This window comes from Actinoplanes sp. CA-051413 (genome assembly GCF_050955795.1).
Classification (GTDB): Bacteria; Actinomycetota; Actinomycetes; order Mycobacteriales; family Micromonosporaceae; genus Actinoplanes.
Map to the genome: position 1 here is coordinate 2,453,711 of NZ_CP192100.1, position 20,953 is coordinate 2,474,663.

Here is a 20,953-nt window from a genome sequence, read left to right on the forward strand (position 1 = left end):
GGATGCCGTCGAGAAGGACCGGCGAGCAGCCGCGCCGCCGCGGTAAGCCCACGTCCAGCGACGTGGCGGCGGCCGCGGGGGTGTCGCGTTCGGCGGTTTCCTTCGCCTTCAACAACCCGCAGCGCATCTCCACCGCGACCCGCGAGCGGATCCTCGCGGCGGCGCAGGAGCTCGGCTACACCCCCAACACGCTGGCCCGGATGCTGCAGTCCGGTGCCACCCAGTCGCTGGGCGTGCTGCTGCCGCAACGGCTGGCCCGGATCCTGGAGAACCCGTACTACGCCCGGTTCCTGATGGGCGTCGGGCAGGTGTGCGACCAGGAGGGCTACACGCTGCTGCTGACCCCGCCGCTGCAGGACTCCGTTCTCAAGGCGATCCCGTACGCGGCGGTGGACGGCTTCATCGTCTGCGGGCTGGAGACCGACCGCGGTGAGGTCGCCGAACTGGTGCGCCGCGACATCCCGTTCGTGCTGATCGACAGCGACCGGTACGAGAACGCGCCCAGTGTGGACGTCGACGACCACGGCGGCGCCCGCGAGGTCACCCGCTATCTGCTGGAGCTGGGCCACCGGCGGCTCGCGGTGGTCTCGATGGACCCGGGCCCGGACCGGGCGGTGCGCGGTTACCGGGGGCCGCTGGCCCGGCGGATGGCCGGCATCACCGAGGCGCTGGCCGAGGCCGGGCTGAGCCTGGCCGACATCCGGCTGGCCGAGGTGCCGGTGACCCGGACGGACGGCTACCGCGCGACCCGGGCGCTGATGGCCGGTCCGCAGCCGCCGACGGCGATCCTGGCCCTGTCCGACGTGCTGGCCTACGGGGCGGTGGACGCCCTGCAGGAGCTGGGCGTCGATGTGCCCGGCGAGGTGTCGGTGACCGGCTTCGACGACCTGGCCGAGTCGGCCTGGTTCCGGCCCCGGCTGACCACGGTCCGCCAGCCCATCGTGACCAAGGGCCGCACTGCGGCGGACTTCCTCATCTCGGCGATCCGCGGCGAGGACCAGCACCCGCACCAGTCGCTGGGCACCTCGCTGATCGTGCGTGACTCCACGGCAAAACCGGCCTGACCGGCCTCCGTGAAAAACTCGGCGCGAGCTATGTAACACGAGTTAGTAACCTGCTAGCGTCAGCCGCCATGACCGATCAACTGACCGCAGACCCGACGGCTGAGCGCGACGGCGCCACTGCGATGGCGCCCACCTCCTGGTGGCGGGACGCGGTCATCTACCAGATCTACCCGCGCAGCTTCGCCGACTCCGACGGCGACGGCATCGGCGACCTGCCGGGCATCCGCAGCCGCCTGCCGTACGTGCGTGACCTGGGCGTCGACGCCGTCTGGCTGTCGCCGTTCTACGCCTCGCCGCAGGCCGACGCCGGCTACGACGTGGCCGACTACCGCACGGTCGACCCGATGTTCGGCACCCTGGCCGACGCCCGCGCCCTGATCGGCGACGCCCACGACCTTGGCCTGCGGGTCATCGTCGACCTGGTCCCCAACCACTCCTCGGACCAGCACGAGTGGTTCCGCCGGGCGATCGCCGAGGGCCCCGGCTCCCCGATGCGCGCCCGCTACCACTTCCGCCCCGGCCGTGGCGCCGCCGGCGAGCTGCCGCCCAACGACTGGCCGTCCATCTTCGGCGGTCCGGCCTGGACCCGCACCACCGACCCGGACGGCACCCCGGGCGACTGGTACCTGCACCTGTTCGCGCCGCAGCAGCCCGACTTCAACTGGGACCACCCGGCGGTGGCCGACGAGTTCCGCACCATCCTGCGCTTCTGGCTGGACCTGGGCGTCGACGGCTTCCGCATCGACGTGGCCCACGGCCTGGTCAAGGCCGCGGGTCTGCCGGACCTGGGCGCCCGCACCGAATGGCACCTGCTCGACGTGGGCGTCAGCCCGTGCTTCGACCGCGACGGCGTGCACGACATCTACCGCAGCTGGCGCCGGATCCTCGACGAGTACCCGGGCGAGCGGATCGCGGTGGCCGAGGCCTGGGCGCCCACCCTGGACCGGGTCGCCAACTACGTCCGGCCCGACGAACTGCACCAGGCGTTCAACTTCAGCTACCTGGGCACCGCCTGGGACGTCGCCACCCAGCGGCGGGTCATCGACGAGTCCCTCGAGGCCATGCGCCGGGTCGGGGCCCCGGCCACCTGGACCCTGTCCAACCACGACGTGGTGCGGCACACCAGCCGGCTGCTCCAGGCCGACGAGGGCGACGTGGCGGGACGCCGGCCGGCCGAGGTGGACCCGGTGGCCGGCCTGCGACGGGCCCGGGCGGCAACTCTGCTGCTGCTGGCGCTGCCCGGCTCGGCGTACCTGTATCAGGGCGAGGAACTCGGCCTGCCGGAAGTGATCGACCTGCCGCCGGAGGTCCGCCAGGACCCGGCGTTCCACCGCGCGACCGGCCAGGACGGCTACCGCGACGGCTGCCGCGTCCCGATGCCCTGGGAAGGTGACCAGGCGCCGTACGGTTTCGGTCCCGAGGGCGGCGCCAGCTGGCTGCCGCAGCCGGCGAGCTGGGCCCGGCTGAGCGTGGCGGCCCAGCAGGGCGACCCGGCGTCCACCCTGGAGCTGTACCGGGCGGCGCTGGCGCTGCGCCGGGCCGATCCGGCGCTGGGCGGGGCGGACAACCTGCGCTGGTGCGAGGGCCCGGACGGACTGCTGGTCTTCGACCGCGGAGATTCCCTGCGGTGCACGGTCAACATGACCGACGCGCCGATCCGCATCCCGCGGCCGGGTCAGGCCCTGCTGACCAGCGGACCGGTGGACCTGTCGGGCGCGGAGGCGGAAATTCCGGCGGACACGACCGTCTGGTGGGTGCCAGGATCGCCGGATGGAGCAAGTTGAGCGGGTCGTCGAGCTGATCACCGAGGTCGCCGGGGCGGAGCTGATCGGTGCGTACCTGCACGGGTCAGCCGTCCTCGGCGGCCTGCGGCCGGCCAGCGACGTCGACATCCTCGCGGTCACCCGGCGCTCGCTGGACGAGGAGCAGCGGCGGGCTCTGATCGCGGGTCTGCTGCCGATCTCCGGTTCCGCGGTCGGGGCCCGGCCGGTGGAGCTCACCGTCGTGGTCCAGGCCGCGGTGCGCCCCTGGCGCTACCCACCGACCGGCGACTTCCTGTACGGCGAGTGGCTTCGCGCCGACTACGAGGCCGGCCTGGTCCCCGCGCCCGAACCCATGCCCGGCCTGGCGCTGGAGGCCGCGGTGGCCCTGGCCGGGGACCGTACGCTGGCCGGGCCCCCGCCGGCGCAGGTGATCGACCCTGTGCCCACCGAGTTGCTGGTCCGGGCCGGCGTGGACGGTATCCCCGGGTTGCTCGCCGACCTGGCGGGGGACACCCGCAACGTGCTGCTGACCTTCGCCCGCATCTGGACCACGCTGGGCACCGGCACGATTGTCGCCAAGGACACCGCGGCGGACTGGGCGCTCGCTCGCCTGGCCCCGGAGCACCGGCCGGTGCTCGCGTTCGCCCGGGACCTGTATCTGACCACCTCCTATGCCGACGAGAGCTGGAGCGACGAGCTGAAGGCTCAGGTCGGGCCGCACGTCGACGCGGTCCTGGCCCGGATCGGCCGCCTGCGGGACGCGGGAGGGCAATGACACAATCGGCATCGCCATGACCGTCCACAAGCGAGACAGGCAGAAGATGCGAATCGCACGAGTCCTCCACCGCGGCGCTGCCGCCGCGATGACCGCGGTGCTGGCAGTGACCCTGGCGCCCCAGCCGGCGCAGGCAGCCATCGGCATCATCGGCACGATCACCACGGAGGAGGACGGCTACGAGCCCCGGTTCCCGTCCTTCGTCGAGCTCCAGGACGCCAACGACCGCATCATGGCGGTCTGGCACCGGGCCCTGGCCCACGAGGCGGTCGGCCGGATCGAGCTGTCGTTCTTCGACCCGGCCACCGGCCGGTGGGACGGCCCGGTGCCGGCGCTGGACAAGCAGACGCCGTGGCAGGGCATCGACACCCGGGACCCGAACCTGACCCGGATGCGCGACGGCAAGGTCGTCATGACCTTCTTCGCGCAGGGCAAGGTCTACTACTCGTACTGGCAGGCGCCCTGGACCCGGTTCACCGATCCGGTGGAGCTGCGCGTGACGGGCATGCCGGCGAGCGTCGCCAGCCACGGCAGCGTGCTGCCCCTGACGAACACGGCCACCTCGGTCGACGAGGTGCTCATCCCGTTCTACGCCGACGGCTCCAACGGCGGCTCCTACTACATGCGGGCGAAGTACCAGCCCGGCTCCGGCCAGCTCCTCGCCCCGCGGTCGTTCCGCCGGATCATCGCGAACGACGACTCGCCGGCCCCCGAGGACCTGCGCTACACCGAGCCGAGCTTCGTGCAGGTCGGTGACACCGTCGTGGCCGGCATCCGCGCCGAGGCCATCCTGGCCGATCCGCCGGCCGGTCAGACCGGACGGCACGCCCGGGCCTTCGTCGTGGCCCGGTGGAACGCGTACAGCGACACGGCCGACTTCAACGTTCACTGGCCGCAGATCAACGGCGCCGGGTTCTACGCCAGCTCGCACCACCTGCTGAAGGTCGGCGACCCCAACGACCCGGACATCTTCCTCACCTACGGCAACCGCTACGACTACGGCCACCGGCCCACCCGCGGCGTCCTGTTCGACGACCCGCTCGCCGTGACGTGGAGCGCCACCGTCACCAAGCAGCTCTACGACTCGGGTCACTACGACCAGGCCAACCCGAGCAGCATCGAACGCGAGCGGGACTGGTACTGGACGCTCGGCTTCAACGTGAACACGAGCTCCCCGGACTACGCGAAGCTCCAGATCGTCCGCAGCCAGCGCGCGGACTTCTGACGTACCACCCGCACCCCGCGAGGCCCGGTCACCGACCGGGCCTCGCGGGGTGTCGAGAGGTAGTAGTGCCACAGCAGTTTCGCCGCGATCGCGCGCCACGGGCGCCACGCCTCGGCGATCTCCAGCAGCTGCTCGGGGGTCGGGCGGGCCGGCCGGTTCCACAGCTCCGCGACCGCCTGGGCCAGGGCGATGTCGTGGGCCGGCCACGCGTCCGGACGGCCCAGCGCCATCAGCCGGTAGATCGTCGCCGTCCAGGGGCCGATGCCCGGGATCGTGCGCAGGGCCGCGTCGACCTGCTCGTCGTCCTGCCCGGCGAGGGCGTCCAGGTCGAGGGAGCCGTCCAGCACGGCCGTGGCCAGCGCCCGGGCGTAGCGGGTCTTCTGCCGGCTGAAGCCGATCGTCAGCAGGCGGGCGTCGTCCAGCAGCAGGAATCCGCCCGGCGTGAGGGGCTCGACGACCGCGCAGAGCCGGTCATAGGCCGCCTGGGCCGAGGCCAGTGAGACCTGCTGCTCCAGCACGATCCGCAGCAGAGTGCTGAAGCCGGGCTCGCGTTGCCACGCCGGCGGCGGCCCGAAGCGTTCGACGATGCCGGCGAAGGCGGGCTCGCGCCGGCTGAGCGCGGCGAGAGCGGAGACGGGGGCCGTCACTCCTGGGACTGGCCGGTGGCTTCGTCGGGCTTGTTGGCGCCGGTCTTGTTGATGCCGGAGTTGCTGCTGCCGTGGGCCGGCGTGGTCGCGGTGGGCGCCTGGTCGGTGATGAAGTCGCCGGTCTCCGGCTTGCCGGTGATGTGCTGGTCGGTGCTGGCGGCGTTGGTGACGACGCGGTCCTCGCTGCTCACGGGGTTCCTCTCGGTGGTCGCTGCGGTGCCTCGCCACGGTTAGTACCCCGTCGGACCCGGGTGACTCGCGAACCGGCCGCGCCACCCGATCGGGCGGCGCGGCCGGTACCAGTCAGTCCAGCTTCGGTGCGTCGTGCAGGTCCTTGGCGGCCAGGCCCGCGACCGTGCTGCCGTCCGCCAGCCGCAGGGTGAGGGTCGTGCCGCCCGGTGCGTCCACCGCCTCCGGGTACCAGGCGACGAAGTAGCGGTCCTTGACCGTGGCCTGCACCTTCTTGCCGCCCGGCAGCACGACGTCGACCCCGACGACGGCCGAGCCCAGGTGCCCGGCCATCAGCCGGGCGTAGCCCTCACTGGTCTTGAGCTGCCCCCAGCCCTGCAGCTCGACGCCCTTGCGGCCGAGCGCGGCGTCGGTCACCGGCGACTCCATGATGCTGCCCTGATGCACGTCGCCGGCCTTGTCGCGGAAGCACGTGGCGGTCCACCCCGACGTGGCGATGGACAGGTAGCTGTAGTCGCCGCGGCGCTCGCCGAGCACCATCTTGGCGGCGGCGAGCTCGGCCGGGGTGTAGCCGTACTCGGGCTGCAGCTTCTCCTGGACGCACTCGCTGCTCAGCGCGCGGGTGTCGCCGGTCGGCAGCGCGGCCGGGGTGGCGGTCCAGGACGCGTATGCCTGGTCACCGCCGCCCAGGCCGGGCACGATCAGGGCGGCGCCGGTGACCGCGACGGCGGCCGCTCCGGCGAGGGCCCACCGGGTGCGATGGCTGCGGCGGGTGGCGGGCACGGCTGCACCCTCGGCGGTACGGGGAACAGTGACGATGTGCTCCAGCAGCGCCTGGGCGGACGCCTGCCGCACCCGTCCCCGGGTCACCGGCGTGGCCGCGGCGCGCAGCCGATTGTCGAGGTCGAGTCGGTTGTCGTTCATGCGGTGGCTCCCGGTTCGGTGGGGACGGCGGTGAGGTGTTTGCGCAGGCGGCGCCGGGCGCGCAGGAGTCGCAGGCTGAAGGCGGTGGCGGAGATGCCGAGCACCCGGGCGGCCTGCGGGCCGGTCAGGTCCTCGAACACGGTCAGGGTGAGCACCTGCTGGTCGCCCGGGCTGAGGCGGGCCCAGGCCCGGGTCAGGTCGATACGGGCAGCGATGTCGTCGGGTGGCGCCCCGCTCTCGGCGGCGCCGGGCTCGCGCAGGATGCGCAACGCGACGGCCTGCTGACGGTTGTCGCTGCGGCGGCTGTTGCGCAGCACATGGTGCGCCACGGTGAACAACCAGGCCCGGGCCTGATCCAGGTCGGGTGGGACGTCGTCGAGGCGGCGCCACGCGGTGAGGAAGACCTCGGCGACCACGTCCTCGGCGGCGAGGGCGTGGGTGCGCCGCTCGACGAAGAGGAGCAGATCGTCGTACGCGGCCTCGAACAGGGCTCGGAAGGCGGCCTCGGCGGCGGGCTCGGCACCCGCCGGAGGGTCGGCCGTCATAGGGGCATGGGATCTGGTCACGTCCACTCATGTCCATCACGGGGTGGATCACTACTACTCTGCCGGCATGGTCTCGCTCATCCGCAACGTCTCGTTCGACTGCGCCGACCCGTACGCGTTGGCGGTCTTCTGGGCCGAGGTGATCGGCCACCCGGTCCACCCGGAGTGCGCACCCGGCGACGAGGAGGTCGTCATCGAGCCGCCGGGCGGGCCCCGGCTGTACTTCCAGGCGGTGCCCGAGAGCAAGCAGGGCAAGAACCGGGTGCACGTCTGCCTCGAACCGAGCGACCGGGACCGCGACGCGGAGGTCGACCGCCTGCTGGCGCTGGGCGCGTCCGTGCTGGGCGACCACCGCACGCCCGACGGCGCCGGCTGGGTCGTGCTGCTCGACCCAGCCGGCAACGAGTTCTGCGTGACCCGCTCGGCCGCCGAGCGGCATGCCGAGACGGCCTGACGATGCCGGGCGAGACCTTCGACCACGCGGATCTGGCCGATGCCCGCTTCGTGGTCGCCGACCTGACCGGCGCGCGCTTCGAGCAGGCCGACCTGAGCCGCGTGGTGATGCGCGGGGTCGAGCTGCGCGACGCGGAGATCTCCGGTGACATCTCGGGCCTGCACGTCAACGGGGTGCTGGTCGCCCCGCTGATCGAGGCCGAGCTGGACCGGCGGCAACCGGAACGGGTCAAGATGCGGCCCACCGACCCGGCGGGCTTCCGCGAGGCGTGGGAGCTCCTGCAGCGGCGGTGGGACGACACCGTGGCCCGGGCCCGGCGGTTAGACCCGGCGCTGCTGCACGAGTCGGTGAACGGCGAGTGGTCCTTCATCCAGACGCTGCGCCACCTGGTCTTCGCCACCGACGCGTGGGTGGCCCGGGTGATGCTGGGCGACCCGGACCCGTGGGATCCGCTGGATCTGCCGTTCGACCAGCTCCGGGACCCGCCGGCCGGCCTGCGTGGCCGGGACGCGCGCCCGTCGCTGGACGAGGTCCTGGCGCTGCGGGCGGACCGGATGGCCACCGTGCGCCGGGTCCTCGACGGGTTGACCGACGAGTCCCTGACCGCGGGCACCACACCCGTCGAGGGCGCCGGCTGGCCCGCACCGGACAGTTATCCGGTGCGGGACTGCCTGTTGTGCATTCTCAACGAGGAGTGGGAACACCGCCTGTTCGCCGAACGCGACCTGAGCGTGCTGGAGGCGCGGCCCCGGTAGGCCGGCCCATCAGCGGTACGCCGAGATGGTCACCGGCCGGTAGCCCGCCTCCTTCTGCTGGGCCCAGCGCGGCTGGTACGTGTAGAAGTTCCAGGTGCTGAACGAGCGGGTCGGCGGCCCGTCCTCCCGGGTGGCGATCGCCGCCCAGCGCACCGCCGGGCCCACGGTGTAGACGTCCTTGTCGGTCAGCCGGAAGCCGTCGGCCGCGGCCGTGTCGAACCAGGCCTGGTACGCCGACGCCGTCGCGCCGTGGATCGCCCGGTACGGGGTCGCCGTGTGCGCGCCGCCGGTCGCGCCCGGGTCGGCCAGCCAGACCGCCGCGTAACGGGCCTGCCCGGCCAGCTCGTAGCCGTCCACCGAGATCAGGCGGTAGCCCTTGGCGTCGTAGTCGTCGGCGTGCTGCTGGTATTCGGCGCCGGTCATCCGGATGTGGCTGAGCCAGGACCGCTTGTCCGGGTTGGCCGTCCAGACCGAGGCGTAGCGCGGTTCGCCGTTGTCGAGCCAGCCGGAGACCTTGGTCATCCGGTAGCCGGCCTTGCTCAGCTCGTCGAAGCGGGTGGTGAACGCGGCGAACGTCTGCCCGTGGGTGGCGGCCCAGGGCGTGCCGTCGGTGTTGCGGACCCAGGTGCTGGCGTAGGTCGTACCGGTGTCGCCGCGGTGGCCGTTGACGTCGACGAGCCGGAAGCCGTCGGCCTTGGTGGCGTCGACCAGGGCCTGGTAGCCGGCGGCCAGGGTCGCGCGGTGCGAGCGCCAGTCGCGCCAGTCGCGCTCCCAGATGGTCGAGTAGTACGGGCCCTGGGCCAGGAAGTCGTCGGCGGCCCGGCACAGCCGTTGCTCCGCGGCGGCCCAGTCGAAGCTGCCCCAGGCGTGCTGGTTGGTCAGCAGGACCACGTTGAGCCCGTTGACGCAGCGGGCCGCCACGGTCTGGGTCGCCGCCAGCCGGCCGTTGTGCGAGTACGCGATCTTCGTGCCGGCCGGGAAGTTCCAGTAGGTCTCCGCCGTACGCGGGGTGCCGAAGTTCCACCAGTGCGCGTAGAACGTCGCCACCGCCGAGGCGGACATGGACAGCCCGCCGTGCGCGGCCATCGACTCCAGCACCCAGCCGCCGTCGGCGTAGCAGCGCCGCTGCCCGGCCTCCCCGGCGAAGGTGCTGATCGGCACGTTGGCGTTCCAGTTCTTGTCGACGCACCAGTACGCGGGCTCGCGGGTGTTACGGGTGAGCCGCTTGGTACGCGACAGCACCACGTCGCCGGACGCGATCCCGAGCGGAGCCAGCAGCCGCTGATAGACATAGTCGCGGTACGGCAGCCCGCCGGCCTTCTCGATCACCAGTCCCAGGATCAGGTATCCCAGGTTGGAGTAGTGGTACTCGGCATCGGGCGCCGCGTCGAGCCCCAGCCCGAGCATGAACTCGGTGAAGTCGCGCGGCGTCGGCGGCGCGTTCAGCTTGCGGGCCTGGTAGACCTCCCACGCGCGGAACAGGTAGTCGGTGGTCTTGTTGTTGTCGAAGCCGCCCCGGTGCCCGACGAGGTCCTTGACGGTCAGATCCGCGATCCGCTTGTCGAAGTCGTCGGGCAGCTTGACGGTCAGGATGCAGTTGGCCGGCCCGCCCTTGACGCAGAAGACGTGGTCGGTCTTCTCGAGCAGGTCGCGTTGGTCGAGGTCGTGGATCGCGGCGGCGGTCAGCGGCTTGGTGATGCTGGCGATGCGGAACAGCTCGTTGTCAGGTGTCGCCGGGCCGAGGTCGGTGACCTTGCCGGTCGGGGCGTTGCGGGCCCACCACGGGCCGACCCGGCCGTAGCCCTGGTCGTAGATGGTGCCGCACTCGTTGGCGACGGCCAGCGACGCCGTCATGAAGCCCCAGTCCTGCATCATCTTGGTGACCTGGGCGTCGAAGCCGGCGAACCGGGACTCGGCGAAGGCCGGCACCTCGCAGCCCAGCTCGCGGTGGCGGTAGAGCGGCGGCGCGGCGCCGTCGGTGAGCACGGCCGCTGGTGGTTGCCCGGCCGCCTCGGCGCGGATCGCGTCCGCGCCGGCCGACGGTGGAGTCACCTCCTCGCCGGGCCGCATCCGGTCGCCTGCCTTGTGCAGCAGGTCGCGGACGGCGCGGACGGACTGTTGGAGCCGGCCGGGATCAGGCTCCGCGGTGGGAGCGGCGGGGGCCGGGGCTGCGGCGAGCCCCAGCCAGAGGGTGGTCGCGGCGGCGACGGCCAGACCTTTACGCGTACGCATGCAGTGCCTCCTGGGTCGAAGAGCGGGTTCGTCCCAGGAGGCGTACCAGGGTTGAGCAGGCGGAACGGGCGAGTTCCGCGCTGAGCGGACGGACGCCGGGGCCGGTGGTGCCGGTGGCTACTGCCGGTAGGTCTCGAGGAAGCGGCGCAGCCGGTCGGTGGCGTCGTCGAGCACGTCGACCGGGGCCAGGAAGACCATCCGCAGGTGGTCCGGGGTGGGCAGGTTGAAGCCGGTGCCGTGGGAGAGCAGCATCAACTGCTGCTCCAGCAGGTCGATGATCATTTTCTGGTCGTCGCGGATCTTGTGGACCTCGGGGTCCAGCCGGGCGAACAGGTACAGCGCGCCGGCCGGCCGGACGCAGTCGACGCCGGGGATCTCGTTGATCTTGCGCCAGGCGTGGTTGCGCTGCTCGTAGAGGCGCCCGCCCGGGCGGATCAGCGTGGTGATGCTCTGGAAGCCGCCGAGCGCCGTCTGCACGGCGTGCTGGGCCGGCACGTTGGGGCACAGCCGCATGTTGGCCAGCAGTTGCAGGCCTTCCAGATACTCCGACGCGTGGGTGGTCGGCCCGCTGACCGCCATCCAGCCCGACCGGAAGCCGGCCGCCCGGTACGCCTTGGACAGCCCGCTCATGGTCAGCACGAGCAGGTCCGGCGCGAGCGCGGCGGCACACTCGTGCTGGGCGTCGTCGTACAGGATCTTGTCGTAGATCTCGTCCGCCAGGACCAGCAGGTTGTTGCGCCGGGCGATCTCCAGCAGGCCCAGCAGGGTCTCCCGCGAGTAGACCGCGCCGGTGGGGTTGTTCGGGTTGATGATCACGATGGCTCGGGTGTTCGGCGTGACCTGGGCAGCCACGTGCTCCAGGTCGGGCGCCCAGTCCTGGGTCTCGTCGCAGCGGTAGTGCACCGGCCGCCCGCCGCACAGCGTCACCGCGCCGGTCCACAGCGGATAGTCCGGGCTCGGCACGAGCACCTCGTCGCCGGTGTTCAGCAGCGCCTGCAGCGACATCACGATCAGCTCGGAGACGCCGTTGCCGAGGAACACGTCGTCCGGCTGCACGCTCTCGACTCCGAGGGTCTGGTAGTACTGCGCGACGGCGACCCGGGCGGAGTAGATGCCCCGCGCGTCGCTGTAACCCTCGGCGTCGCCCAGGTGCATCACCATGTCGGCGACGATCGGCTCCGGTGTGCTCAGTCCCCAGGGCGCCGGGTTGCCCAGGTTGAGCTTGAGGATGCGGTGCCCCGCGGCCTCGAGCTCCTGGGCGCGGCGCAGCACCGGGCCACGGATGTCGTACCGGACGTTCTTGAGCCTGCTCGCCTGCTCGACCATGCGGCCAGCCTAAGCCAGGTCGGCGGCCAGCAGCTCGGGTCCGGTGACCGGCGCCACCGGCGAGGCGGCCAGGGTGAACCAGAAGACGCTGCCACCGCCCGGGTTGGCCTCGACGCCCAGTTCGCCGCCGTGCAGGGCGACGATCTTGCGGCAGACGGCCAGGCCCAGCCCGGTGCCGGGGAAGCCCTCGGCCGCCGGCGCCCGGTGGAACGGCGCGAAGATCCGGGTGCGCTGCTCCTCCGGTACGCCGATGCCGCGGTCGGCGATCTCGATGCGGACCAGGCCGGGCGCTTGTTCGCGGGCAGCCACGGTCACCCGGGCCGCCGTGCCGTGCCGGACGAAGCGCACCGCGTTGTCGACGAGCTGGCTGAGCAGCTCACCGAGCAGGTCCGGATCGGCGGTGACCGCGGGCAGCTCGCCCACGTCGATGCTCGGTCGTTCGCCGTCCACGTGGTCGAGCCGCGCGGCCACGACACCCAGGGCCAGCCCGCCGGTGTCGACCGGCACGAGCTTGAGGGCGGCGTCGTTCGTGGTCGAGTAGGTCAGCAGGTCGTCCACCAGCGTCAGCATCCGGCCGGTGCTGCGCCCGATGCGGTCCAGGAAGCCGCGCGTGGCCGGGGCCAGCGACGCGTCGCTGTCCTCCAGCAGCAGCTCGGTGAAGCCGGCGATGGTGTGCAGCGGGGCGTGCAGGTGATCGGAGGCCGCCCGGGCGAAGCCGGCCAGTTCCTCCTCCTGCTCGCGTACCTGCTGCTCGGCGGCCAGCGCCTGCTCCCGCAGCCGCTGCTGGACCTCCTGCTCGCGGGCCAGCTCGGCCCGGTGCCGGTCCAGGTCGGCGCGGCGCTCGGCGGCGGCCCGCCGGGCCCGCGCCTCGGCCCGTGCCCGGCCGCGGTCCGCGGCCAGCAGCACCGCGGCGACCAGCATGCTGATCAGGGCGGCGCCGAGCACGGTGAGCGGTGCGGCGGCGGTACGGGCGGCGCTGATCAGTTCGGTCGTCGGGCGGACCCGTACCTGCCAGGTGTGCCCGGCGGTGGCCACGTCGACGGTGCTGCCGGCGTCCCCGATCGGGTCACCGCCCTCGGCCCAGCGGGCGACCTCGTGGGTCACGCCGTCCGGGGAGGTCTCGGTCAGCACGGTGGCGACCCCGGTGACGCCGGCCCCGCGCAGCGACTCGCGCAGCAGGTCGGGGGCCCGGACGGCGAGCACGACCCAGCCGCGGAACCCCTGGTCGTGCACGGGGGCGATGAGCTGGAACGCGGGCTGGCGGTGGGCCGGCGGCAGGCCGAGGTCGGCCGGCAGCACGTGCGCGGGGCTCGCGATCAGCCGGCCGCTGTCGCGGGCCACTTCCAGGCCGCGGGCCAGCTCGGGCTCGGCGGACAGGACGGTACGGGCCGGCGGGGTGCTGCCGTCGACGGTGTGCTGGGCGCGCACGGTGCGGTCGGCGCCGACCACGACGATCTGGTGGGCCCCGGGCAGGCGCTCGCCGGCGATCCGGGCCACCGTGGGGGCCAGGGAGGTGGTGGGCTGGGTGGCGGCGGCGGCCACGAGGTCGTGCATCGTGTCCGCGTACCGCTGGAAGGTCGTGTCCAGGGCGCCGCGCACGCTCGCGGTCCGCAGGGCGAGTGCCGCGGTGCCGGCGTCGCGCGCGGTCGCGGCGAGCCCGCCGGCCGCGGCCGCGCCGGTGCCGAGCCCGAGGGTCAGCACGGTCGCGGCGAGGGCGACGCCGCGCCGGCCGGGGGAGCCGGCCACCTTCCGGATGTTCACGCACCCTCTATCGACGCCGGCCCGGGACGGTTGAGGGGCCGCGCCCGGGGGTTGCCGCATTGCTACCGTTCCCGGCTAACGATGCTCACAAAACGGATATATTCGGCGGTGCACCGTCAGGCCGGACCGCGCGAAGTGGGAGGACGATGAGCACGATCCTCCTCGTCGAAGACGATCCGGACATCCGCCACCTGGTGTCGTACAAGCTCACCAAGGGCGGCTTCGACGTGGTCGAGACGGCCGACGGGCTCGCCGCGCTGCGCGCCGCCCGGGAGAACCCGCCGGACCTGGTCCTGCTCGACGTGCGGATGCCCCGGATGTCCGGTATCGAGGTCTGCCGCGAGCTGCGCGCCGGCCCGCTGCCGGCGACCGTGCCGATCATCATGCTCACCGCCCGGTCGCGGCCCCAGGACCTCGAGCAGGGGTACGCGGCCGGCGCCACCGAGTACATCGTCAAGCCGTTCAGCCCCCGTGACCTGCAGGAACGGGTGGAGGCCGCGCTGGCCCGGGTGAACAGCTGATGCTGGGCCTGTTCACTGTCGTGCTCGAGGTGCTGGCCGGTGTCGTCGCCGTGACCGTGATCGCCATCGTCGGGGTCCGGGTGGCCCGCAAGACCCGGCACCGCCGCCGGGCCGCCCTGGCCGCCGGACCACGCCGGGCGTTGCTGGCCTTCGTCGCGGACAACGGCGAGCACGGCGCCCAGGAACTGGTGGCCATCCCCGACGAGGCCTGGCGGGCCGCCGAGCCCGGCGCCCTGGCCCTGCTGGGCAAGCTGCGCGGGGAGGCGCACCTCGCGCTGGTCTCCGTCTTCCTGCAACGCGGCATCGCCCGTACGGCCCTGGGGAACCTGCACTCGCACAGCCGGGTCAAACGGGCCCGGGCCGCCCAGGTGCTCGGCGACCTCGAGCTGCGCCAGGCCGTGCCGGACCTGTGCCGGCTGCTCACCGACCGGCACGACGAGGTCCGGGTCGTGGCCGTCCGCGCGCTGGGCCGCATCGGGGACCCGGCCGCCGCCTGGCGGATCATCGCCAGCCTGGACCGCTCCGACCCGGTGCCCTCACTGCTGGCCACCCACACGTTGGTGCAGCTCGGCGCCGAGGCCGAGGTGACCCTGTCGGCCGCGCTCGACCACCCGCAGGCCCGGGTCCGCGCGGTCTGCCTGGACGCGCTCGGCCTGCTCGGCGCCACCGGATCCGTGGACCGCATGGCCCGGGTGCTGCGCGAGGACAGCTACCTCGACGTCCGGGTGGCCGCCGCCACCAACCTGGGCAAGCTCGGCACCCGCAGTGCCCTCGAACCGTTGCAGCAGGCGCTGAGCCCGTCGCGGCCCGCGGCGCTGCGGGCCGCCGCCGCCCGGGCCCTGGGGGAGCTGGGATCCCCCAGCGCGGTGCCGATCCTGGCCGGCCTGCTCGGCGACGACGAGTTCCAGGTCGCGCACGAGGCCGCGCACGCGCTGCGCCGGCTCGGCCGGGCCGGCGCCGAGGCGCTCGCGGCCGAGATCGAGGCCGAGCGGACGCAGTCCGGGGCGCACGCGCGGCCGTCGGCCTCGGCCAGCCACGCCCAGGAGGCCCTGGCGCTGTCGCGGGTCGGGGCCGAGCACGGGGAACGTGTGGGGGCCGGCGCGTGACGGCCGGGCTCATCCGCGACATCCTGCACTACACCGACGTCACGATCTTCGCCTACTTCGTCGCGCTGAACAGCAGCTACCTGGTGCTCATCGTGCTGGCCGGGCTGGAGTTCGGCCGGCACCTGCGGCGGGCGCCGTTCGCCGGGGCCGACGACATGTTCCGCAGCCCGCTGACGCTGCCCGTGTCGGTGATCGTGCCGGCGTACAACGAGGGGCCGGGGATCGTCGCCGCGGTCACGGCGATGACCGCGCTGCGCTATCCCCGCTACGAGGTCGTGGTGGTCGACGACGGCTCCAGCGACGACACGTTCGAGCTGTTGCGGGCCGAGTTCGACCTGGTCGAGGTGCCGCGGGTGGTGCCGGCCGAGGTGCCGTACCAGTCGCGGGTGCTCTCCGTGCACGTCGCCCGGGCCAACTCGGAGACCCTGACCGTGGTCCGCAAGACCAACGGCGGCAAGGCCGACGCCCTCAACGTCGGCATCAACCTGGCCCGGCACCCGCTGATCTGCATGGTCGACGCCGACTCGGTGCTGGACCCGGACGCCCTGCTGTCGGTGGCCAAGCCCTTCGGTGACGACCCGCTGCGGGTGGCGGCGTGCGGCGGCGTGGTGCGCATCGCCAACGGGTGCAAGGTCGTCGGCGGCCGCGTGGTGGACGTGCGGATGCCCCGGCAGTGGCTGGTCCGCATCCAGGTGGTCGAGTACCTGCGCGCGTTCCTGATGGGCCGCACCGGCTGGTCGCGCCTCGGCGGCCTGGTGGTGATCTCCGGCGCGTTCGGGGTCTTCCGCCGCGACCTGGTCGTCGAGATCGGCGGCATGGCCACCGACACCATCGGCGAGGACGCCGAGCTGGTGGTGCGGCTGCACCACCATCTGCGCCGGCGGCGCCAGGACTACCGGGTCATCTTCGTCGCGGAACCGGTCAGCTGGAGCGAGGCGCCCGCCAGCCTGCGGGTGCTGGGCCGCCAGCGGCGGCGCTGGCACCGCGGCATCGCGGAGATCCTGCGCAAGCACCGCGGCATGATCGCCAATCCCCGGTACGGCCGGATCGGGCTGATCGCGCTGCCGTACTACGTGGTCTTCGAGCTGCTGGCGCCGTTCGTCGAGCTGGCGGCGCTGGTGCTGCTGCCGCTCGGGCTCTGGGTGGACGCCGTCGACCTCGCGTTCGTCTGGCGCTTCGTGCTGGTCGCCTACGGGTACGGGCTGCTGGTCAGCCTGGCCTCACTGTTCATCGAGGAGGTCTCGTTCCACCGCTACCCGCGCTGGGGCGACCTGGTGCGCGGGGTGCTGGCGGCGATCCTGGAGAACTTCGGCTACCGGCAGATCCTCGCGGTGTGGCAGGTCCGGGGCGCGCTGGGGGCCCTGCACGGGCGCCGGGCCGAGTGGGGCGTGATGCACCGCGCGGGCTTCGACACCGGACGCGAGTCAGCCGAGCCCGTCAGCGTGGGCGTCGACCGCTGAGCGCGGATGCCGCAGGCCGGGGTGCCCGGTCGGCAGGCTGCGCCGGATCACCCACCAGCTCACCGCCAGGCAGGCGGCCACCAGCGGCCAGGTGAGCACGCCCCGGGCGATGCCCAGCGCCACCACGGCGTGCGCGGCCCAGAGCGGCACGAAGACGGCGAGCCGGACGAGATACTGCGCGACCCACACCCAGCTGCCCAGCGAGTACGCCCGCAGCAGCGCCGGGTCACGCCGCCAGCGGGTCCGCTGGCCCAGCACCGCGCCGACGATGACGCCCAGCAGCGGCCACCGGACGACGATGCTGACCGCCCAGGCCAGCGCGCTCGCCGCGTTGGTGACGATCTGCACCAGGAAGAAGTCCTCGGCCCGGCCGGTGCGCAGGGCGATGAGCGCGGCGACGCACACGCCGAGCAGCCCGACCAGGACCGCCCGCGGCTTGTCGCCCTGCCGCAGCCGCCAACCGGCGACGACCAGCGCGGCGACGATCGCGGCGCCGGCGCCGACCCAGATCGACCGGCCACCGGCCAGCCACCCGGCGACGAAGACGACCGGGGGCACGGTCGCGTCGAGCGCGGCCCGCCGCCCACCCAGCAGATCGGCCAGCGACTCCGGTTGCGCCACGTCCCACCCCGCTCTCGACTTAGGCCAGCCTAACCGGTGGCCATCGAGGTCATGGGGCCGAGGTGTCGCCGGCCGACCGGAAAGCTGTGCGTTCAGTGACGACGTTGCACCGTGAGATGGCGCGTACCCCTGAGGCAGAACACATGCTGCATCGAGGTGTGTCCATGGTCTCGATCGGGTGATGGTTGCGGATGACAGCCCGCCGCCGTTGACCTGATACCGCCACTCCGCCCACACTTCCCGAAGGCCGTACCCGACGATGGCAGCCGATCTGGGGAGAAGGACTGCTATGGAGGTGCATCCTCCGTATCTGCTCGACAACGGTGGGGACCACAGCGGGTCAGGCGTGTCCGTGACGTGCGACGTGGACACCGCGGTGGTCGAGATGGTGGTGTCCGGACAGTGGACCAGGCGTCTGGCCCTGGACATCTACACCGTGCTCCGGAAGTGTCTCGCCGAGCATCCGGCGGCGGTCATTGTCGATCTGCAGGGGTTGAAGGATCGGCACGCGGACAGCGCCGCGATGTGGCTGGCCGCGCACCGGGCGACCACGGGCCTGCAACCGCCTGTGCAGCTCGCCCTCGCTGTCCCCGCGTCCGGCTCGCTGTCCCGCCGGCTGCACTGGATCGGGATATCTCGCAGCGTCCCGATCTTCACCACCGTGGAACAGGCTCGCACGGCCGTCATCAGCCGTCGCCCGCTCACCGACCGGCTGCAGCTGACCCGGCTGGCGCCGGGACCGGGTGCGGCGGGACTGGCCCGTGACCTGATCGATGTCGCCAGTGAAGCCTGGGATTTCCCGAATCTGCGGCATCCGGGCCGGCTGGTGATCTCGGAGCTGGTCGCCAATGCCGTCCAGCACGCCGGCACCCCCATGGCCGTCACCGTCTGGCGCCGGCAGCGTGGACTGCACCTTTCGGTGCGCGACGGCAGTCCGCGGTTGCCCGGGCAGCCGGCCACCACGCCGGCGTCGTCACGCGCCAGCGGCGGCCAGGGTCTGCTGCTCGTGGACACGCTGGCCTCGTCCTGGGGCGCCATGTCGACCCGGGACGGCAAGATGGTCTGGGCCACGATCCGTTCGTGCCGGCACCCATCGCCATGACGGTGGCGGAACCCCACATCGATGCGACAGGGCATTCCTCGACGTGCGACGTGTTCGTCTCCGTCCGCGATGATCAGGCGTCGACCATCGCGGTTCGTGGTGACCTCGACTTCGCTGTCCAGCACGCTGTGCGTGCCGCGCTGATGCGTATCCTTGCTCGCGATCGCCCGGGCCGCGTCGTTCTTGATCTGTCCCGGCTGGATTTCTGCGACTGCGCCGGTGCCCGCATGCTGGCCGACATGCGCCAGAAGATCATCGCGCGGGGCGGGACGTGTGTCGCTGCCGACCCGCAGCGGCACGTGGCCTGGCTGATGCACTGGTTGCAGGACCCCGCGAGTTGATGCCGGGTGCACCCGGCGCGCGGAACTGCGTACCGGCGACGCGCTTCGTGATTGGCAAGGGCCCGGTTCGGGGAAGGGCATGGCGGGGGTGATCCGGGTGTCCGACTCGATGGAAGCTGTCCGGCGACTGCTCGACCTGCGCTATCGCAGCCGGCCGGAGGATCTGCCGACGGCGCTGAGCGATGTCGCGCCGCTGCTCGACGCCGTCACTGTCACCGTGCTGCTGGTCGACTACGAGCAGTTGTCGCTGTGGCCGCTGCACGGCACGCCGGGCAGTCTCGAGCCGCGGCCGGTGGACGGCACCCTGGCCGGGCACGCCTTCTGCACCGCCGAGACGACCAATGAGAAGACATGTCTGTGGCTGCCGCTGCTGCACGGCGCGGAACGCCTCGGCGTGCTCGAGGTGTGGCTGCGCGATGCGCCGGGCGAGCGGGAGCGGCGTGACTTCGGGGTGATCGCCGCGCTGGTCGCGGAGCTGATCGCGAGCCGGCGCTTCTACGGCGACGCGGTGGAGCGCACCCGGCGCCGGTTGCCGATGCAGCTGGCCGCCGAGATCATCTGGAACCAGCTGCCGCCGCTGACCTTCGCCGCGAACGGCGCCCTGGTCACCGCGGTCCTGGAGCCCTGCTACGACGTGGGCGGGGACGCCTTCGACTATGCGGCGAACGGCGACATCGTGCACGTCGCCCTGTTCGACACCGTCGGGCACGGGATCAGTGCGAGTGCGCTGACAACGCTGACTTTGAACACGTACCGTAACGCCCGTCGCTCCGGGCTGGACCTGGCCGACACGTACCGCTCGATCGACAAGTGGATCCGCGCGCAGTATCCCGGCGCGTTCGTCACCGCGCTGCTCGGTGAGCTCGACACCGGCACCGGCCGTTACCGCCGGATCGCCGCGGGACATCCCGCCGAGCTGCACATCCGCGGCGGCCGGGCGCTGCCCGCGCTGCCCACACCGACAGCGTTGCCGCTGGGCCTGGGGCACATGCTGCCGCGGCCGCCCGGCGTCACCGAGCTGCTGCTCGAGCCGGGGGACACCCTGATGCTGTACACCGACGGGATCACCGAGGCGCGCTCGGCCGACGGGGAGCTGTTCGGGCTGGACCGGCTGGCCAACTTCATCGTCAAGGCGATGGCCGAGGGCTCACCGGCCGAGACGATGCGCAAGCTGATCCACGCGATCGTGTCCTACGAGAACGGTGAACTGCGCGACGACGCGACGGCTGCTCTGGTGCAGTGGCAGCCGTCGCCGGTCGTCACGCCTTCGCCGTGGTGAGCCGGCCCGGCCGGGGGTGGGGCCCGCGGATGCCGGTGCGGTCGAGAACGGCGCGGGCCATGACCAGCACGCAGATGCCGCCGTTGAGGAACGACGCGGCCACGTCGCTGGGGTGGTGCATGCCGCGGTACATCCGGGTCAGCGCCACCCCGATGGGCACGAGCAGCAGCAGCCAGGCGGCCCGCTTGAGCCAGGTGCGGTTGGCCACCCGGAAGAGGATCACGGCCAGTCCGAGGTAGAGCGCGACCGCCGCGGAGGTGTGCCCGGACGGGAAGCTCGACGTCGGCGGGGACGTGTCCATCTTCTCCACGTCCGGGCGGGGCCGGTCGATGACCAGCGTGGTCAGGAAGAAGACGACGGCCTGGGCGCAGACCGCGGCGCAGAGGAAGATCGGCTCGCGCCAGCGCTTGAGGACCAGGCGCAGCGCGAGCGCCGCCAGCACGGTCACCGCGATGATCGCCGGGGTGCTGGCCAGGGTGCTGAAGATCAGCGAGACCAGGCTGATGTCATGGGTGCGGTCGCGCTCGAGCTCGCGGTTGACCGAGTCCTCGATCGTGAACGGCCACATGTGCATCATGACCTTGGTGATGAGCAGACCCAGGGTGATCATGACGCCGAGCAAGACGGCGACGGGGGCGAACACCCGTTTGAGGGCCTGAACCGCGATATCTGCCATGGCCGGCGCATTACCCGCAGGTGTTCGTGCGCGAAACTAGGGCCGCCTTTCCGGCTTGTCCGGAGTAATGCGACAACGGAGGTTTTCGAATCCGATGGGCGGCTCACCGAACGCGTCAATACGGTTGCCCGCGGTGAAGATCCGGCAGACTTGCCTCGGTCGATCGGTTAACCCGGGTGTCGGCGAC

The 20,953-nt window shown here is 72.5% G+C and carries 21 protein-coding genes; 12 read left to right on the top strand and 9 right to left on the bottom strand.

The features are described from left to right. Nucleotides 1-2 precede the first annotated feature (2 nt). The 4 genes from ACQP2Y_RS11755 (at nucleotide 3) to ACQP2Y_RS11770 (ending at nucleotide 4,827) form a co-directional block, all read left to right on the top strand. Nucleotides 3-1,064 carry a LacI family DNA-binding transcriptional regulator gene (locus ACQP2Y_RS11755; protein ID WP_433727197.1) on the top strand — a complete coding sequence of 354 codons (1,062 nt, stop codon included), beginning with the start codon at nucleotides 3-5 and terminating at the stop codon, nucleotides 1,062-1,064. 68 nt (nucleotides 1,065-1,132) lie between these two features. Then, on the top strand, nucleotides 1,133-2,848 hold the full coding sequence (locus ACQP2Y_RS11760) for a glycoside hydrolase family 13 protein (protein ID WP_433727199.1): 1,716 nt from the start codon (nucleotides 1,133-1,135) through the stop codon (nucleotides 2,846-2,848). Continuing rightward, a complete protein-coding gene (locus ACQP2Y_RS11765; RefSeq protein WP_433727201.1) occupies nucleotides 2,835-3,602 on the top strand; it encodes an aminoglycoside adenylyltransferase domain-containing protein in 768 nt (255 codons plus the stop codon). Before ACQP2Y_RS11760 ends, ACQP2Y_RS11765 begins: the two co-directional genes overlap by 14 nt. A 46-nt stretch (nucleotides 3,603-3,648) precedes the next feature. Beyond that, nucleotides 3,649-4,827, top strand: a complete 1,179-nt coding sequence (locus tag ACQP2Y_RS11770) for a sialidase family protein (RefSeq protein WP_433727203.1) — start codon at nucleotides 3,649-3,651, stop codon at nucleotides 4,825-4,827. On the opposite strand, the gene ACQP2Y_RS11775 is transcribed toward ACQP2Y_RS11770, so the two are convergent. From ACQP2Y_RS11775 to ACQP2Y_RS11790, 4 genes are all read right to left on the bottom strand, one after another. Next, entirely contained in the window at nucleotides 4,782-5,474 is a 693-nt protein-coding gene (locus tag ACQP2Y_RS11775) for a DNA-3-methyladenine glycosylase family protein (protein ID WP_433727205.1), read from the bottom strand. The two genes, ACQP2Y_RS11770 and ACQP2Y_RS11775, sit on opposite strands and share 46 nt — an antisense overlap. Continuing rightward, on the bottom strand, nucleotides 5,471-5,665 hold the full coding sequence (locus ACQP2Y_RS11780; RefSeq protein ID WP_433727207.1) for a hypothetical protein: 195 nt from the start codon (nucleotides 5,663-5,665) through the stop codon (nucleotides 5,471-5,473). The genes ACQP2Y_RS11775 and ACQP2Y_RS11780 overlap by 4 nt, the downstream gene beginning before the upstream one ends. A 112-nt stretch (nucleotides 5,666-5,777) precedes the next feature. Continuing rightward, nucleotides 5,778-6,587, bottom strand: coding sequence for a hypothetical protein (locus ACQP2Y_RS11785; protein WP_433727209.1), 810 nt, complete (start codon nucleotides 6,585-6,587; stop codon nucleotides 5,778-5,780). Beyond that, nucleotides 6,584-7,132 carry an RNA polymerase sigma factor gene (locus tag ACQP2Y_RS11790; protein WP_433727211.1) on the bottom strand — a complete coding sequence of 183 codons (549 nt, stop codon included), beginning with the start codon at nucleotides 7,130-7,132 and terminating at the stop codon, nucleotides 6,584-6,586. The genes ACQP2Y_RS11785 and ACQP2Y_RS11790 overlap by 4 nt, the downstream gene beginning before the upstream one ends. Before the next feature lie 67 nt (nucleotides 7,133-7,199). On the opposite strand from ACQP2Y_RS11790, the gene ACQP2Y_RS11795 reads away from it, so the two are divergent. Together ACQP2Y_RS11795 and ACQP2Y_RS11800 are read left to right on the top strand one after the other, a co-directional pair. After that, on the top strand, nucleotides 7,200-7,586 hold the full coding sequence (locus tag ACQP2Y_RS11795; RefSeq protein WP_433727213.1) for a VOC family protein: 387 nt from the start codon (nucleotides 7,200-7,202) through the stop codon (nucleotides 7,584-7,586). A gap of 2 nt (nucleotides 7,587-7,588) precedes the next feature. Then, nucleotides 7,589-8,341 (top strand): DinB family protein, encoded by a 753-nt coding sequence (locus tag ACQP2Y_RS11800; RefSeq protein ID WP_433727215.1) that lies wholly within the window; start codon nucleotides 7,589-7,591, stop codon nucleotides 8,339-8,341. Between the two features lie 9 nt (nucleotides 8,342-8,350). Here the strand turns inward: ACQP2Y_RS11800 and ACQP2Y_RS11805 are convergent, their stop codons facing one another. The 3 genes from ACQP2Y_RS11805 to ACQP2Y_RS11815 all read right to left on the bottom strand — a co-directional run bounded on the left by ACQP2Y_RS11805 (nucleotide 8,351) and on the right by ACQP2Y_RS11815 (nucleotide 13,660). Then, the gene (locus tag ACQP2Y_RS11805) at nucleotides 8,351-10,573 is read right to left on the bottom strand and encodes a serine hydrolase (RefSeq protein WP_433727217.1); all 2,223 of its coding nucleotides are present in this window, start codon (nucleotides 10,571-10,573) and stop codon (nucleotides 8,351-8,353) included. 117 nt (nucleotides 10,574-10,690) lie between these two features. Beyond that, nucleotides 10,691-11,899, bottom strand: a complete 1,209-nt coding sequence (locus ACQP2Y_RS11810) for a pyridoxal phosphate-dependent aminotransferase (protein ID WP_433727219.1) — start codon at nucleotides 11,897-11,899, stop codon at nucleotides 10,691-10,693. A gap of 9 nt (nucleotides 11,900-11,908) precedes the next feature. Continuing rightward, on the bottom strand, nucleotides 11,909-13,660 hold the full coding sequence (locus tag ACQP2Y_RS11815; RefSeq protein WP_433727221.1) for a sensor histidine kinase: 1,752 nt from the start codon (nucleotides 13,658-13,660) through the stop codon (nucleotides 11,909-11,911). Nucleotides 13,661-13,806: 146 nt separating this feature from the next. Here ACQP2Y_RS11815 and ACQP2Y_RS11820 point away from each other — a divergent pair, with 146 nt between their 5' ends. From ACQP2Y_RS11820 to ACQP2Y_RS11830, 3 genes are read left to right on the top strand one after another with little or no spacing between them, the layout of a single operon-like run. Continuing rightward, on the top strand, nucleotides 13,807-14,181 hold the full coding sequence (locus ACQP2Y_RS11820) for a response regulator transcription factor (RefSeq protein WP_433727223.1): 375 nt from the start codon (nucleotides 13,807-13,809) through the stop codon (nucleotides 14,179-14,181). Further along, entirely contained in the window at nucleotides 14,181-15,287 is a 1,107-nt protein-coding gene (locus ACQP2Y_RS11825) for a HEAT repeat domain-containing protein (protein ID WP_433727225.1), read from the top strand. The genes ACQP2Y_RS11820 and ACQP2Y_RS11825 overlap by 1 nt, the downstream gene beginning before the upstream one ends. Then, nucleotides 15,284-16,747 (top strand): glycosyltransferase family 2 protein, encoded by a 1,464-nt coding sequence (locus tag ACQP2Y_RS11830; protein WP_433727227.1) that lies wholly within the window; start codon nucleotides 15,284-15,286, stop codon nucleotides 16,745-16,747. The genes ACQP2Y_RS11825 and ACQP2Y_RS11830 overlap by 4 nt, the downstream gene beginning before the upstream one ends. Here the strand turns inward: ACQP2Y_RS11830 and ACQP2Y_RS11835 are convergent. After that, nucleotides 16,712-17,368, bottom strand: a complete 657-nt coding sequence (locus ACQP2Y_RS11835; RefSeq protein WP_433727229.1) for a DUF3159 domain-containing protein — start codon at nucleotides 17,366-17,368, stop codon at nucleotides 16,712-16,714. The two genes, ACQP2Y_RS11830 and ACQP2Y_RS11835, sit on opposite strands and share 36 nt — an antisense overlap. 289 nt (nucleotides 17,369-17,657) lie before the next feature. Here ACQP2Y_RS11835 and ACQP2Y_RS11840 point away from each other — a divergent pair, with 289 nt between their 5' ends. The 3 genes from ACQP2Y_RS11840 to ACQP2Y_RS11850 all read left to right on the top strand — a co-directional run bounded on the left by ACQP2Y_RS11840 (nucleotide 17,658) and on the right by ACQP2Y_RS11850 (nucleotide 20,090). Next, the gene (locus tag ACQP2Y_RS11840; protein WP_433727231.1) at nucleotides 17,658-18,470 is read left to right on the top strand and encodes an ATP-binding protein; all 813 of its coding nucleotides are present in this window, start codon (nucleotides 17,658-17,660) and stop codon (nucleotides 18,468-18,470) included. Continuing rightward, a complete protein-coding gene (locus tag ACQP2Y_RS11845) occupies nucleotides 18,449-18,811 on the top strand; it encodes an STAS domain-containing protein (RefSeq protein ID WP_433727233.1) in 363 nt (120 codons plus the stop codon). Before ACQP2Y_RS11840 ends, ACQP2Y_RS11845 begins: the two co-directional genes overlap by 22 nt. A 97-nt stretch (nucleotides 18,812-18,908) precedes the next feature. Continuing rightward, a complete protein-coding gene (locus ACQP2Y_RS11850) occupies nucleotides 18,909-20,090 on the top strand; it encodes a PP2C family protein-serine/threonine phosphatase (RefSeq protein ID WP_433727235.1) in 1,182 nt (393 codons plus the stop codon). Here the strand turns inward: ACQP2Y_RS11850 and ACQP2Y_RS11855 are convergent. Continuing rightward, the gene (locus ACQP2Y_RS11855) at nucleotides 20,071-20,766 is read right to left on the bottom strand and encodes a phosphatase PAP2 family protein (protein WP_433727237.1); all 696 of its coding nucleotides are present in this window, start codon (nucleotides 20,764-20,766) and stop codon (nucleotides 20,071-20,073) included. The two genes, ACQP2Y_RS11850 and ACQP2Y_RS11855, sit on opposite strands and share 20 nt — an antisense overlap. Nucleotides 20,767-20,953 lie beyond the last annotated feature (187 nt).

What these genes read in the sequence shown, in the direction of transcription:
- ACQP2Y_RS11800 (WP_433727215.1), top strand. Translation starts at nt 7,589, where the DNA reads ATGCCGGGCGAGACCTTCGACCACGCGGATCTGGCCGATGCCCGCTTC.
- ACQP2Y_RS11755 (WP_433727197.1), top strand. Translation starts at nt 3, where the DNA reads ATGCCGTCGAGAAGGACCGGCGAGCAGCCGCGCCGCCGCGGTAAGCCC.
- ACQP2Y_RS11810 (WP_433727219.1), bottom strand. Translation starts at nt 11,899, where the DNA reads ATGGTCGAGCAGGCGAGCAGGCTCAAGAACGTCCGGTACGACATCCGT.
- ACQP2Y_RS11785 (WP_433727209.1), bottom strand. Translation starts at nt 6,587, where the DNA reads ATGAACGACAACCGACTCGACCTCGACAATCGGCTGCGCGCCGCGGCC.
- ACQP2Y_RS11855 (WP_433727237.1), bottom strand. Translation starts at nt 20,766, where the DNA reads ATGGCAGATATCGCGGTTCAGGCCCTCAAACGGGTGTTCGCCCCCGTC.
- ACQP2Y_RS11770 (WP_433727203.1), top strand. Translation starts at nt 3,649, where the DNA reads ATGCGAATCGCACGAGTCCTCCACCGCGGCGCTGCCGCCGCGATGACC.
- ACQP2Y_RS11765 (WP_433727201.1), top strand. Translation starts at nt 2,835, where the DNA reads ATGGAGCAAGTTGAGCGGGTCGTCGAGCTGATCACCGAGGTCGCCGGG.
- ACQP2Y_RS11805 (WP_433727217.1), bottom strand. Translation starts at nt 10,573, where the DNA reads ATGCGTACGCGTAAAGGTCTGGCCGTCGCCGCCGCGACCACCCTCTGG.
- ACQP2Y_RS11790 (WP_433727211.1), bottom strand. Translation starts at nt 7,132, where the DNA reads ATGACGGCCGACCCTCCGGCGGGTGCCGAGCCCGCCGCCGAGGCCGCC.
- ACQP2Y_RS11825 (WP_433727225.1), top strand. Translation starts at nt 14,181, where the DNA reads ATGCTGGGCCTGTTCACTGTCGTGCTCGAGGTGCTGGCCGGTGTCGTC.
- ACQP2Y_RS11840 (WP_433727231.1), top strand. Translation starts at nt 17,658, where the DNA reads ATGGAGGTGCATCCTCCGTATCTGCTCGACAACGGTGGGGACCACAGC.
- ACQP2Y_RS11820 (WP_433727223.1), top strand. Translation starts at nt 13,807, where the DNA reads ATGAGCACGATCCTCCTCGTCGAAGACGATCCGGACATCCGCCACCTG.
- ACQP2Y_RS11795 (WP_433727213.1), top strand. Translation starts at nt 7,200, where the DNA reads ATGGTCTCGCTCATCCGCAACGTCTCGTTCGACTGCGCCGACCCGTAC.
- ACQP2Y_RS11760 (WP_433727199.1), top strand. Translation starts at nt 1,133, where the DNA reads ATGACCGATCAACTGACCGCAGACCCGACGGCTGAGCGCGACGGCGCC.